Origin of the sequence: Ramlibacter alkalitolerans (assembly GCF_016722765.1) — a bacterium.
In the GTDB taxonomy this organism is placed as follows: domain Bacteria; phylum Pseudomonadota; class Gammaproteobacteria; order Burkholderiales; family Burkholderiaceae_C; genus Ramlibacter; species Ramlibacter alkalitolerans.
On record NZ_JAEQND010000001.1, the window covers coordinates 611,480 to 623,474 of the forward strand.

Consider the following 11,995-nt stretch of genomic DNA (forward strand, 5'->3'; position numbering starts at 1 on the left):
GATGTTCTTCAAGCAGGTTCTCCTTGGGTACATTCGGGAAAGCCGACCAGGCGGGCGAAATCCTGCACGCGCTCGCGCGGCATTGCCGTCTGGTTCACGGGCGCATCGGGGGCGCCGTAGCCCATGGACATGCCGAACGCGGTGACTTCCTCGGGCGCCATCCCGACGTGCGAGGCGATCACGTCGTGGAAGGGTGCGAAGGAGACCTGCGGGCAGGTGTCGATGCCCCTCGCCTTGGCCGAGATCATCAGGTTCTGCGCGAAGAGGCCGAGGGCCTTGGCCGGCTGACGCAGGGGAACGCTGAGATGCGTCACGGTCCGGAACGACACGGCCCTCGACGCCGACGGAGCCATCGACACGCTGGTCTCCAGCCGCATCATCCCTGCCACTTCGACGCGCGGATGACGGCGCACATGTCGACGCGCTGGAACTGCGGGTCCTTGTGCGCGAGGAAGTCGTCGTTGAAGGTGCCGAAGGTGCTGGCGGGGCGGTGCTTCATCCCTTCGTAGAACGCATCGATGATGCCGCTCTTGAAGTCGGCTTCCCGCGGGAAGGCCGCGAGCACCGCCTGGCGCTCCGCATCCGTGAACTCGTCGTAGCCGCGCCCGGCCACGTCCATGCTCGCGCCCGCCTGCAGGAGCGCGATCTCCGCCCGCATGAACTGCGGAATGCCGGGGGTGGTGTGGAGTGCCACGGCGTTCCAGACCGTCTCGAGGTCACCCTCCGACATGCCGTGGCTCCGCAGGAAATCGCGCGCCGCGTTCGCGCCGTCGACTTCGAAGCGAAGCTGGCTGTCCTCGTACCTGGAAGTGAGCCCGATGTCGTGGAACATCGAGGCCGCATAGAGCAGTTCGGCGTCGTATTTCAATCCCTTGCGACGACCCGCGAGGCAGCCCCAGCAATGGCAGCGCAGCGAATGGTTGTAGAGCAGATCGCTCTCGGTGTCGCGAACGAACTCGGTCAGCTGGCGGGCGAGTTGGCTGTCGGGGATGCGTACCCCGGAAACTTCTCTGGGCGTCATGGCTTTCTCGGAATGTGCGGCAGCGCGATGGCGTCATCATCTCCGGCGGCAAGCCGGAATGGAACTGAAGTCTTTGCAAGGGCAACGTGCAGGCGGCTCAAGTCACTGGCACGCAGCCCCGTCCCCAGGCGCGGGTACCGGAAGTCCTTCGCGAACGACGGCGGACGCGGGTGGGCTGCCTCGACCGCGCGCCGCTGCGCGCTCGTGAACTCACCGAAGCCTGCTCCGACGAGATCCATGTTGGCTCCCTCGGCCAGGATCTGCGCGACGGGATAGGCGGGAGATGCCGTTCGCAGTGCATGCACTGCGCTCATCGCTGCGCGGCGTGAGGCGAAGGGGAGCCTTCATTGCTGCCTGGCCGGGCCAGCCTGCTACGCAACTCGGCTACCAAGGTGCGCCGCAACCAGCGGTTCTTCGCATCCTCTTGCATGCTGGGGTGCCAGTACACGCACGTTTCGAATCGCGGCATGTGGAACTCAGTGCGCGCTATCCGCGGATTGCTCATCATCGACACGATGTTCGCGACGCCGTCGGGAACGGTGGCAATGAGCCGGGTTCGGGCGACGATGGCAGGAGCGCTCATGAAGTGCGGCGTGCGCAGTACGATCTTTCTGCGGGCACGTTGCCGCGCCAGGAAGTTTTCGAGCAGATCCTCGCTTGGGGACTGGCCCTCTACAAGCACGTGATCCGCCGCGAAATACTCTTCACGCGAGATGGTCGAACCGCGGAGGGGATGGTCCGCAGAAATGAGGCAGCAGAACGACTGGGTGGAGATGACCTGCTTGTAGTAGTTGATGGAGTTCAGGTCCGGGAAGAAGCCCAGAGCGAGGTCGACGGCGCCCTCTTCCATCGCTTGCTGGCGTTCGGCAAGCGTGTAAGACATCGACCGGATGTCGGCATGGGGGCAGTGCTTGGCCAGCGCCACCAACACCAGGGGGAGCAGGATCGCTTCCCCGGCGTCCGTCAAAGCGAGCTTGAACTCGCCACGATAGGAGAGCGGATCGAATTCGGCGGCAATCTCCACATCCCTGTCCACCGTCTCCATGATGAGTCTGAGGGACGGCAACATCCGCCTGGTTCGCTCCGTGGGCTCCATCCTCCTGGATCCCCGGAGAAAGAGGGGGTCGTTCAGCGCCTTGCGCGCTCGTTGCAGAGCGGCACTCAAGCCGGGTTGACTCATTCCAAGCGCATGCGCTGCGGCCGCAATGCCGCCGTGGTCGTGGACCGCGAGGATGACGCGCAGCAGATTGAGATCGAGTGACATCCCGCGATGTGACCATCATGACGACGCTGCCAGAAGTATGTACGGAGGAGCGGCGCCGGTCGTGAGTGGAACTCCTTACGGCAGTTCTCGGGGTGGTTCTGGGGCCCACCCCACAACGCGCTCCGTGACGCGGACACCGCGGTGGTGGCCAGTGCTTCGCGCACCCTGCCTGGCCCCCACCGCGTCTGTCCTTTCAGTCGTCCAGATGGAATCCCGAGGCGCGCACCACAGGCTCCCAGGAGTCACGCTCCTGTCGCAGCGCGGCTGCGTACTGGCTTGGCGTCGACGTCACGACTTCCAATCCCAGTTGATCGAATGCCGACCTGAGCTGTGCGTCGGCGCTCGCCTCGACCACCGCACTGTGCAGCTTCTTGATCGTTGCATCAGGCGTCCCCGGCGGCGCAAAGACACCGTAAACCTCCGCATGCCGCAGGGACGGCTGCCCCTGTTCGGCGAAGGTCGGAATACCGGGCATGAAGCGGGAGCGCTTCTCGCCGGCCACACCCAAGACCCGGATGCTGCCTTTTTGGAGGTAGGGAATGAAGTCGGGAACCTGGCCGAAATAGGCGGGAACCTGGCCGCCCAACAGGTCCTGCATGGCCGGTGCGGAACCGCGGTAGGGCACATGCTGGAGATTCAGTGAATAGGACTGTGACAGCTGGAAGCCCAGCAGGTGGGCAGACGATCCTGCAGCGGGGGATGCGTAGCTGCTTGCTCCGGGGTTTGCCCGAACCCAGCTGACGTAGTCGTCCAGCGTCTTCACACGCTCGGCCGGCACGGCGCTGCTCACCGCAAATGCGAGAGTCGCAGACACGATCGGCGAGACCGGCATGAAATCAGCGATCACGTCGTACATCTGCCGCTTGTAGACGAAAGGATAGATGGTCAGCGCGGAATTGTGCGTCACCAGAAGCGTGTTGCCGTCGGCGCGCTCCTTCTTGAGCATGCTGTTGGCGATCCGTCCGCCTGCGCCCGCGCGGTTGTCCACGATGAAGAGGCGTCCGCGTTTTCGCCACGCCTCTGCGAGTTGTCGCGCGGTCACGTCCAATGAGCCACCCGCCGGGTAGCCTACCAGCAGCTTGCCGGTCTGCTCCATCTGGGCCTGGCTGGATCCCAGCCAGCCAGCAAGCGCCGTTCCCAGGGAGGTGGATACAAAACCGCGGCGGGAGACGTCATTCATGTGATCCTCTTTCATCGTGGGTCCGGAGATTCCGGGGTTCGCATTCGCCGCTGCGGACAAGCAGCGGCAGATGCGTGCTCGTGCCGCAAGCAGGTTCTTGCGAGGCTAGGTCGGGAAACCGAGCAGCTGGGCGAAGCACTCAGGCGGTTCGCGAGGCATCTCGGCGCGATTGACTGCGGCATCGAGGTCCCCGTACCCCAGGGACATGCCGAAGACCGTCACTTCTTCGGCGGGCATGCCCAGAACCGAGGAAATCGCATGGTGGAAGGGCGCGAACGAGACCTGTGGACACGTGTCCAGACCGCGGGCCTTGGCGGAAATCATGACGCCGTGCGCGAACAGGCCGAGATCGATCCAGCTATGCGGCTTCAGCCGGCGATCGATGGCAAAGATGAGGCCGACAGGGGCGCCGAAGAAGGAATAGTTCCTCTCCGTCTGCCGTGCTCGTGCCTCGACGTCGCTGCGGTCGATGCCGAGCGACGCGTAGTAACGCGCTCCGAAGTCGGCCATTCTGCCGCGGAATACTTCGGGAAGCGGGTCAGGCAGGTGAGCGGGCGGAAGGCCCTTGCCGGCCCGCGCCGCCGCCAGCACCGCCGCAGACAGAATGTTCTTCACTGGTCCTGCAACGACGTACACCCGCCACGGCTGCATGTTGCCGCCGCTCGGCGCAGCCGCTGCATCCTTCAGGACCTCCTCCACGAGTTCCCTGGCGACGGGCTGAGTCCGGAAGGCTCGTACCGTTCGGCGCGAGCGCATCACGCCGGAAACGCACGTGGCCCGGTCGTGCGCAGCGTATCCCGCGGAGCTATGGGTCATTGTCACAACCTCCTCAGACAACGTGCAACAGGCAGTAGAGGGCCGTCACTCAGCCACCGCTGACTTTCCTGGAGGCGCCCAGCGTCTGGGCAAGCCATTGCGACGCAATGCCAAGGAAGTTGCCAAGCAGGAGCGCGGTGGCCGCAACCAGCACAGGACTTTCGGTCGTCATCGTGAGGATGGACTTGCCTGTCACGGCGACCGTGCCGACGGTGCAGGAAAAGCCGAAGAAGATGGCCGGCAGTGCACCGAGCACGGGCACCTTCGAGGCCTGGACGGCCAGTGCACTACCGATCCCCACCGCCACAGCAATCAGCAACGCGCTGTCGGCGCCGAAGTGCATGGCCAAGAGCGTGATCGATCCGATGACGACCCCACCGAGGTTTGCGAGGGCGCTGCGCACGAAGGCGCTTGGGCCTGCCCCCACCGCGTAGAACGACGTCCAGCCGATGAAAGCTACCCAGGTAGGCACCAGGACTGCGGTCTCGGTGAGGTAGGTAGCGATGGCAGCAAACACGCCGATGCTGACGGTGGTTGCCTCCTTGTCTTGCATGAATCTGTCTTTCGCGTGTGGATGAAGAGCGTCCGAGGACACAGGGGTTGCGGATCTACCGGAGCCCGAGCCGGCGCAGGCCGGCAGACTTGAGCGATCGAGAGGGCCTGCGGCGATCCGGGGTCCTGTTCACCTCGACGCTGCCAGATCCGTTGCGAGGGCAGAATGCCCGCAACTGCCGACCGCTACAACCAACAATCTCATGGCTCTCACATCTCGCAAAACGATATGGCGCAGGCGGTGCTGCAGCACGCTGCTGAGCCTCCTGCACCGGTGAGCCCTGCGCACGGATCACAGGTCGAGGACCAGTTCGCCACCCTGGCTGCGAGAGCAGCAGATCATCATGGTCCTGTTGGCCTTGCGTTCTGCCTCCGAGAGCACCATGTCGCGATGTTCCGGGAGGCCTGCGACGATCCTGGTCTCGCAGGCACCGCATACGCCCTGCCTGCAGGAGAACGGCAACTCCACGCCGCCGGCACGAAGGCAGTCCAGGATCGATTGACTCGCAGGAACGTGGAAGACGCGCCCATCGCGTGCAAGCTTCACGGTCATGGATTCCGAAGGCGCTGCCATGTCGGCGGCGCCGAAACTCTCGAAATGCACCACGGACGCGGGCAGGTGTGCGGCGGCACGCTTGTAGGCGTCGAGCATGCCCTGCGGGCCGCAACAATAGAAATGAGAACCCTGCGGCGCTGTAGTCAGGATCGCCTCCATGCCTACCTTCTCCGCCCGGTCGTCGAAGTACTGTCGGACCCGCTCCGGAGCAAGGCCATACCCTTCGAGCGGAAGCGCGTACTGGTGCGACCGGGCTGCGTAGTGCAGTTCCCAAGGGTGCCCCAACGCCTGCAGGCGAGCGGCCATGCACAGAACGGGTGTGATCCCGATGCCTCCGGCGATGAAGACCGAAAGGGCCGCATCCTCCTCCAAGGGAAAGTAGTTGTCCGGGGGCGAAACGCGCACCGAAGATCCTTGCAGCAGGTTCGAGTGGATATGCCGTGAGCCACCCCGCCCTCCAGCTTCGAGCTTGACGCAGATGACGTAGCGCGTCCTGGAACTCTCATGCGGAACGAGCAGTGAGTAGCGCCTCTCGAACCCCTCCTTCAGGTGTAGTGTGAGATGTGCACCAGGTTCATACGCGGGCAACTCTCCACCATCGGCCAACTGCAGGTGCAGCAGCAGCATGTCGGTGGCGACGAGGCGTCGGTCCCGCACCACCAGGTCGAGGCTTGCGGAATCGGAGCCCTGATGTCTATTCGTGCAGCTCGATGTTCCGCTTTCAGGGGAAGCAGCGTTGACCGTGTCGATGCTGGCGGCGGTGCAGGAAGGTGCTGTGTCGATCATGTCTTTGAACCTCCAGGTCACTCTAGCAGCGGCACTTCGGCGGCCCAATCACATACAGCTTGCCTGGGACATCTGCATCTCAGATGAAACGGCTTGCCGCTGCTTGCGATGGGTAAGCGCGCGTGTCGTGGCCGTGGCGACGAGGCCGACTGCGAGCATGTTGCCCGACCCCCGCCGCGCGGTGGATCGTCGACGCTTCAGGGCTGCGGCATCTTCTTGACCGCCTTGCGCAACTGCGGGGCCAGCATTTCACGAAGCCAGCGGTTGCGTGGATCAAGGTGCATCGAGGCGTGCCAATACAGGCTGGATTCGAAGGACGGAACCGGAAATTCCGTGTGCGCGATCCTGAGGCTCTCACCCAGGCCCAAGCCCCACACCACGCTCGCCGGAACGGTGGCGATCAGGTCGGTGGCAGCGACGATGGCCGGTATGCTCATGAAGTGCCGCGTGCGAAGCTGCACGCGTCGGTGGATGCCCTGACCGGCCAGGTAGTCGTCAAGGAGCAACCTGCTGTGCGTCTTGAGGTCTACATCCACGTGCCCGTAGCGCTCGAACTGCGCGAGCGATATGCCGCCTTCCCGGATGGGGTGGTTGCTTGACAGGATGCACAGATAACTCGTCGTCGTGATTTCTTTTCGCCGGTAGCTCCCGGTGTGCAGATCGGGAAAGTAGCCCAGGGCAAAATCGAGGGTTCCCTCAGCCATCGCCTTGTGCAGTTCGCTGAGCGCGGGCATCTGCGTGCGGATGGTGGCGGGAAAGTGTGCCGATAGGCAGTTCACCACGTGGGGGAGGAGCGTCGCCTCACCCACGTCGGTCAACACCAGTGCCAGTTCCCCGCTATAGGCTTTCGGGTCAAATTCATCCGGCTTGACGACCTGCTTGTCGACGCTGTCCAGGATGGACCGGATGGCACCGACGATCCGTCTCGTGCGAGCAGTGGGTTCGATTCCCTTGGCGACGCGCACGAACAGCGGGTCCCCCAGTGCTGTACGTGCGCGCTGCAGCGCAGTGCTCAGCCCAGGCTGGCTCATGCCCAACTGCTTGGCGGCACCCATGACGCTGCCGGCGTCATGGATCGCCAGGATGACCTGGAGCAGGTTCAGATCGAGATCATTTCGCGCGAGACCGGTTCTCTTCATTGCTTCGAAATGAACTCGCGCCAGTGCTGCGTAGCAGGCGTCAGCCCAAGGCTTGCTGGTGCTTTTCCAGCCCCAGCTGCAGCGTTCCCTTCGGCGACGTAGCAGCCTTGGCGTGCTGGAGATAGGCATCGCGCCAGGGAACGGCGACCGGCGCGATGAAGGAGCCGCTGCGCGCGGCCTGGACGACATAGGGATCATCCACCAGCGCGGGACGCTTGCCCTCCGCCAGCTCACGGACCGCAGAAAGGAGCGCACGTCGCGTGCGCACGATCATGGCATCGCTTGCGACCAGGTGTTCCCTGCTGCGATCCACGATCGTGCCCATGCTTTCCACGATGGCCGTGTCCTGGAGCAGCACCCCCGACAGACCCGTGTAGGACCTGGTGCGCTGCGTCTCGCGGTCGATGAGGTAATCGTTGTCCTGGTTGGCCACGGAGCGCCACCGTCCGTACCAGTCGCTCGTCGCCGGCAAGGTCGGCGGCATCGGCATGTGATTGGCATCGGGCTCCAGGCCGGGAATGGGCGCGCCATCCTTGGTGTGGCGCATGGCCATCGCGCTCTGCTTGTAGTAGAACGTGAATAGCATGGTGTGCTCGTCGTCCATGGGAACGTAGCAGTTGGCGACGATCAGGTCGGTGAAATCACCATCCGGAAAGAGAGACCAGAAGGGGTACACGAAGTGCGCTATGCGATAGTACACCTCGTCGTTTTCCGCCGGCCGATGGGCGCAGTACATGGTGCCCCACGGCGTGTTGGACACATGGTACTTCGGCGCCCGATCGAGGACGGAGAACCGGTGCATGTTCTTCTCGTCTACGTCGGCCTTGTCGACGGCTCCCACGTGCAGGAAGCCGAAGTGTGAGGTGTCGATGTCACCTTCGATGCCCTGGAGCCAGTTGTACTTGCGCTGCAGGCACTGCACCGAAACCTGCTCGGGATCGAGCAGCAAGGCCTCCATCTGCGGCAGCTCCGGCAACTGGTCGCGCTGCTCCCCCATGTAGATCCAGACTACGCCATTGCGCTCCCGCGTGGGAAAGGCATCCGCCGAGATGGTCTTGACCAACGCCGGGTCGACTTCCGCGTTGGGGATTTCCTCACAGTGGCCTGTGGGCTTGAATTTCCAGCCGTGGTAGACACAGCGGATGCCCGACTGCTCGACGCGCCCGAAGAACAGCGATGCTCCCCGGTGAGGGCATCTGTGGTCCATGATGCCAACGCGCCCGTCGCCATCGCGGAAGGCGACCAAGCGCTCTCCGAGAAGGAGGAGCCGCATGGGCGGGCCGCCGCGCTCCAGCTCAGTGGACAAACACGCGGGAATCCAGAACTGGCGCATCAAGTTGCCCATGGGGGTTCCTCGACCGACTCTCGTGAGAGTTTCATTGTCCGCATTACTGAGCATGTGGCTTTTCCTTTGATCTGTGGGTCACAACTACACGGCTCCTTCGCCTGTGAGACTGCGGAGCGGAAATTGACGCGCGTCGGCCTGAGGCGCTTGTGCAGCACCCACCTCGATCGACGTCTCGGGAGGCTTTGGCGCTGCGACGAGAACGTTAGAGGACTCGGGTTGACGCCTCAATCAACTTGCTGAAGGTGCGGTCATCTCGCATGGAGATGAAGAATGGAATGCGTCGTGCGCGCCTTTAAGATCGGCTCGATGCCTCTCGGCGTGTCGCTTTCGGCCATGAAGCGCGTCGCGCAGCGACTGCGTGCCGGAGGATGCTTGCCATTGCATTGAATGGAACCGACACATGAGTGATCGCCGACATGCCTCTGATGCACCGCCCGCCGCCAAGGTCGCTGCGGAGTTGGGCTATGCCCCGATGGACAGCATCCATGCCGAGTTCGAAGATCTGCTGCGACGCGGAAGATCCGCCAAGGAGGAGGCGGATTGGCTGCCTTTGCTTCTGGAGTTGGACGCGCATCTTCGCAGCCACTTCGAATCCGAGGATCGCTGGATGACCGAAACCGACTTCCCGCCGCGCGACTGCCACATCGACGAACACATGGCAGTGCTGAAGTCCTCAGCGGAGGTATTGCAGCTGGCGCGTGCTGGTGATTTCGGCCCGGCCCCTTCGTTTGTCGAGAGCCTGGCCGACTGGTTTCCAGGACATGCTGCCTATCTGGACTCTGCGCTTGCAGCCTGGATGTGCAAACGGCGCTTCGGCGGGCGTCCCGTGGTCCTGCACCGGCCGAGCAAGGCGCACGCGGACTGAGAAGCTGTGAACGAATTGCTCGCACCCGCGTGAGGCCGCCATGAACCTCCTCTTGCTCTCAGGACGGCGCCCAGCGGCCTCACCCTTCGGGCCGGGGCGCCTCGGGGCGCAGGCCGTCGTTGCGCCCCTTGCCCAGGCGGCCAGCCTGGGCTGCGGGTCGCGCCTAGGCCTGCGCCCCGATGCGCCCCGTCGCGGGCACGATCAATTCATTCACAGCTTCTGAGCTCCCGGAGCGCGGGTGGCCATCATTGCATCGCGACTCCGCGCTGCCGCACCGCGAGCGACCTCGGCGCGGTGCACGTAGCAGGCAGATCACCGCGAGCGATCGCGCTGCCGCCGGTGCTCGTAGCTTTGAAGGTGCATCCACGCGGGCCGCAGTGCCCCGGGCTCCACGCCCAAGGCCTGCACCCGGCGCAGCATGTCTCCCACGATGTGCGCCCCTTCCGTCGGCGCGCCCGCCTCGATGTCGCGCAGCATGGAGGCAGTGAGGGTCGAGCCGCGCTGCTGCAGCAGCTGCTCGAAGCCGGTGCGGGCCTCTGCGCGGGGTGGATGACCCGCTGCCTCGGCCGCGCGCGCGCACGCATCGAAGGTCTGCTGCACGTACGCCGCGCCCTCGTCGCTCGCGAGGATGTCGCCCACGGCCGACCGCATCAGGCAGGTGCTTGCCGCCAGCGTGGTGAGTCCGACGAACTTCTCCCACAGGTCCTGCCAGATATCCTCGGACAGGGTGGCATCGACGGGAGTCGCGCGGAACAAGGCCAGCAGACGCTGCAGCTTGTCCTTGGCGGCCGCGCCGCTCTCTGGCAGCAGCCCGAAGACGATCCGGTGCAGCGGCGCGAGCTGCGCGATCTCGCCCTCCTCCGTTATCGTCGCCGGGATGTGGCAACTGCCCCCGAGCACGCGCTCCGCCCCGAACGCCTCCTGCAGCCTGGCGATGTGCGCAACCCCGTTCAGCAGCGGCAGCACATGGGCATCGCCGCGCAGCGCCGGCCGGATCGATGCGATCGCATCCTCCAGGTCATAGGCCTTGCATGCAAGCAGCACCAGGTCGAACTGCGCATCGAGCTGGGATGCAAGGACCGTCTGCACGTCCTGCTTGAACCTGCCGTCCGCCGCGTGGACGACCAGGCCGCGCTCGCGCAGCAGGGCCGCGCGCCTCTCGCGCACAAGGAAAGTCACGTCACCCCGCGCCTGCAGCAGGCGCGCTCCGAAATAGCCGCCGATCGCGCCGGCGCCGAGGACCAGGATCTTCATGGCGTCGAATTTAACCGGACCGGAGAGGGCCCGCCGCTGTTTCACGCGCGCGGCGCTACATTCGAAGGGTCGCCTCCTTGCGAAAGGCTGGTCATGCGCCTTGTCCTTGCCACTGCACTCTTCCTTGCATCTTGCGCCGCCCTCCCGCCGCAGCCCGACCATGTGCCCTCTCAGGTGCCGCCTGAGATCGAGGCTGGGCTGCAGCAGATCGGACGCGTCGTCGACCCGCCGCGAACCGGCGAGCTCTACGCGCCCCTCGCGCGCAAGGAGCCCTATGCGGGGGTGAAGACCACGCGCGACGTTGCCTACGGGCCGGATGCCCGCCACCGCCTCGACGTCTTCGAGCCGGAGGCTCCCACCGGATCGCGTCCCGTGCTCTTGTTCGTTCATGGCGGCGGCTTCACGGCTGGAAACAAGCGCAGTGGCACGAGCCCCTTCTACGACAACATCATGCTGTGGGCCGTGGCCAACGGAATGGTCGGCGTCAACATGACGTACCGACTCGCGCCGCAGCACCCGTGGCCCGCGGCGCAAGAGGACATCGCGGCGGCGCTGCGGTGGGTGCATGGCAATGTCCTGCGGCACCACGGCGATGCGGCACGGACGTTCCTCATGGGCCATTCGGCCGGTGCTGCGCACGTCGCGCACTATGTAGCGCATCCGCGCTTCCATGTGCAGCCAGGGGGCGGCATCGCCGGCGCGATCCTGGTTTCAGGCCTGTTCGCCGTTCCTCCTGGAACGGTGAACGCGCCGATCAACGCCTATTTCGGCAACGACAGTTCAGGCCACGGCGCGCAATCCGCGCTGCCTGGACTGGCTTCAACGGGGGTGCCGCTGCTGTTCGCGTTCGCCGAGCTGGACCCGCCCGAATTCCCCCTGCAGGCGAAGTTGCTGCAGGATGCCATGTGCGCCGCGCATCGGTGCCCGCGCATTCACTGGCTGCTCGGGGAAAGCCACATGTCGGAGGTGTATTCGATCAACACCGCCGACCAGGCGCTGACCGGCCTGATGCTCGCATTCATGCGCGGGCACCGCTGAACCCGACCTCCATCGACGCCGGCTGGCGTAGGCAGGTGAAGGTGGCCGCTTGTGGCCGAGGCTGTGTGAAAACGACCTGAGCTCGTACACTCCGGCAACTCGCGCCGGAGGTGACGATGCCTCGCTACGTGGAAGGCAGTGCCCGAGACCAGGTGACGTTGCTCCCCGAGTGCCTG

13 protein-coding genes are annotated in these 11,995 nt (G+C 64.7%); 2 read left to right on the forward strand and 11 right to left on the reverse strand.

Going from position 1 to position 11,995, the window contains the following annotated elements:
- Positions 1–8 precede the first annotated feature (8 nt).
- The 10 genes from JI746_RS02880 to JI746_RS02925 form a co-directional block, all read right to left on the reverse strand.
- Positions 9–380 (reverse strand): nitroreductase family protein, encoded by a 372-nt coding sequence (locus tag JI746_RS02880; RefSeq protein ID WP_236599490.1) that lies wholly within the window; start codon positions 378–380, stop codon positions 9–11.
- Positions 377–1,021, reverse strand: coding sequence for an HD domain-containing protein (locus JI746_RS02885; protein WP_201687257.1), 645 nt, complete (start codon positions 1,019–1,021; stop codon positions 377–379). The genes JI746_RS02880 and JI746_RS02885 overlap by 4 nt, the downstream gene beginning before the upstream one ends.
- The gene (locus tag JI746_RS02890) at positions 1,018–1,260 is read right to left on the reverse strand and encodes a hypothetical protein (RefSeq protein ID WP_201687258.1); all 243 of its coding nucleotides are present in this window, start codon (positions 1,258–1,260) and stop codon (positions 1,018–1,020) included. Before JI746_RS02890 ends, JI746_RS02885 begins: the two co-directional genes overlap by 4 nt.
- Positions 1,261–1,331: 71 nt before the next feature.
- A complete protein-coding gene (locus tag JI746_RS02895; protein WP_201687259.1) occupies positions 1,332–2,285 on the reverse strand; it encodes a LysR family transcriptional regulator in 954 nt (317 codons plus the stop codon).
- Positions 2,286–2,478: 193 nt separating this feature from the next.
- The gene (locus JI746_RS02900) at positions 2,479–3,465 is read right to left on the reverse strand and encodes a tripartite tricarboxylate transporter substrate-binding protein (protein ID WP_201687260.1); all 987 of its coding nucleotides are present in this window, start codon (positions 3,463–3,465) and stop codon (positions 2,479–2,481) included.
- A gap of 105 nt (positions 3,466–3,570) precedes the next feature.
- Positions 3,571–4,281 (reverse strand): nitroreductase, encoded by a 711-nt coding sequence (locus tag JI746_RS02905; RefSeq protein WP_201687261.1) that lies wholly within the window; start codon positions 4,279–4,281, stop codon positions 3,571–3,573.
- A gap of 49 nt (positions 4,282–4,330) precedes the next feature.
- Positions 4,331–4,834 (reverse strand): DUF1097 domain-containing protein, encoded by a 504-nt coding sequence (locus tag JI746_RS02910; RefSeq protein ID WP_201687262.1) that lies wholly within the window; start codon positions 4,832–4,834, stop codon positions 4,331–4,333.
- A gap of 291 nt (positions 4,835–5,125) precedes the next feature.
- Complete coding sequence (locus JI746_RS02915) at positions 5,126–6,175, reverse strand: PDR/VanB family oxidoreductase (RefSeq protein WP_201687263.1); 1,050 nt, start codon at positions 6,173–6,175, stop codon at positions 5,126–5,128.
- A 197-nt stretch (positions 6,176–6,372) separates the two neighbouring features.
- Positions 6,373–7,314, reverse strand: coding sequence for a LysR family transcriptional regulator (locus tag JI746_RS02920; protein WP_201687264.1), 942 nt, complete (start codon positions 7,312–7,314; stop codon positions 6,373–6,375).
- Positions 7,315–7,354: 40 nt separating this feature from the next.
- Entirely contained in the window at positions 7,355–8,659 is a 1,305-nt protein-coding gene (locus JI746_RS02925; protein ID WP_201687265.1) for a Rieske 2Fe-2S domain-containing protein, read from the reverse strand.
- A gap of 403 nt (positions 8,660–9,062) precedes the next feature.
- Here JI746_RS02925 and JI746_RS02930 point away from each other — a divergent pair, with 403 nt between their 5' ends.
- Positions 9,063–9,527 (forward strand): bacteriohemerythrin, encoded by a 465-nt coding sequence (locus JI746_RS02930; protein WP_236599491.1) that lies wholly within the window; start codon positions 9,063–9,065, stop codon positions 9,525–9,527.
- A 312-nt stretch (positions 9,528–9,839) separates the two neighbouring features.
- Here the strand turns inward: JI746_RS02930 and JI746_RS02935 are convergent, their stop codons facing one another.
- Positions 9,840–10,943: a ketopantoate reductase family protein gene (locus JI746_RS02935; protein WP_236599492.1), complete on the reverse strand. Its 1,104-nt coding sequence runs from the start codon at positions 10,941–10,943 to the stop codon at positions 9,840–9,842.
- A 12-nt stretch (positions 10,944–10,955) separates the two neighbouring features.
- Here JI746_RS02935 and JI746_RS02940 point away from each other — a divergent pair, with 12 nt between their 5' ends.
- The gene (locus tag JI746_RS02940) at positions 10,956–11,819 is read left to right on the forward strand and encodes an alpha/beta hydrolase (RefSeq protein WP_201687266.1); all 864 of its coding nucleotides are present in this window, start codon (positions 10,956–10,958) and stop codon (positions 11,817–11,819) included.
- Positions 11,820–11,995: the final 176 nt, after the last annotated feature.

Excerpts from the sequence above, each read along its gene's own strand:
- JI746_RS02910 (WP_201687262.1), bottom strand. The coding sequence starts at position 4,834 with ATGCAAGACAAGGAGGCAACCACCGTCAGCATCGGCGTGTTTGCTGCC.
- JI746_RS02880 (WP_236599490.1), bottom strand. The coding sequence starts at position 380 with ATGATGCGGCTGGAGACCAGCGTGTCGATGGCTCCGTCGGCGTCGAGG.
- JI746_RS02920 (WP_201687264.1), bottom strand. The coding sequence starts at position 7,314 with ATGAAGAGAACCGGTCTCGCGCGAAATGATCTCGATCTGAACCTGCTC.
- JI746_RS02905 (WP_201687261.1), bottom strand. The coding sequence starts at position 4,281 with ATGACCCATAGCTCCGCGGGATACGCTGCGCACGACCGGGCCACGTGC.
- JI746_RS02925 (WP_201687265.1), bottom strand. The coding sequence starts at position 8,659 with ATGGGCAACTTGATGCGCCAGTTCTGGATTCCCGCGTGTTTGTCCACT.
- JI746_RS02900 (WP_201687260.1), bottom strand. The coding sequence starts at position 3,465 with ATGAATGACGTCTCCCGCCGCGGTTTTGTATCCACCTCCCTGGGAACG.
- JI746_RS02930 (WP_236599491.1), top strand. The coding sequence starts at position 9,063 with ATGAGTGATCGCCGACATGCCTCTGATGCACCGCCCGCCGCCAAGGTC.
- JI746_RS02890 (WP_201687258.1), bottom strand. The coding sequence starts at position 1,260 with ATGGATCTCGTCGGAGCAGGCTTCGGTGAGTTCACGAGCGCGCAGCGG.
- JI746_RS02915 (WP_201687263.1), bottom strand. The coding sequence starts at position 6,175 with ATGATCGACACAGCACCTTCCTGCACCGCCGCCAGCATCGACACGGTC.
- JI746_RS02885 (WP_201687257.1), bottom strand. The coding sequence starts at position 1,021 with ATGACGCCCAGAGAAGTTTCCGGGGTACGCATCCCCGACAGCCAACTC.
- JI746_RS02935 (WP_236599492.1), bottom strand. The coding sequence starts at position 10,943 with ATGGTCGGGCTGCGGCGGGAGGGCGGCGCAAGATGCAAGGAAGAGTGC.
- JI746_RS02895 (WP_201687259.1), bottom strand. The coding sequence starts at position 2,285 with ATGTCACTCGATCTCAATCTGCTGCGCGTCATCCTCGCGGTCCACGAC.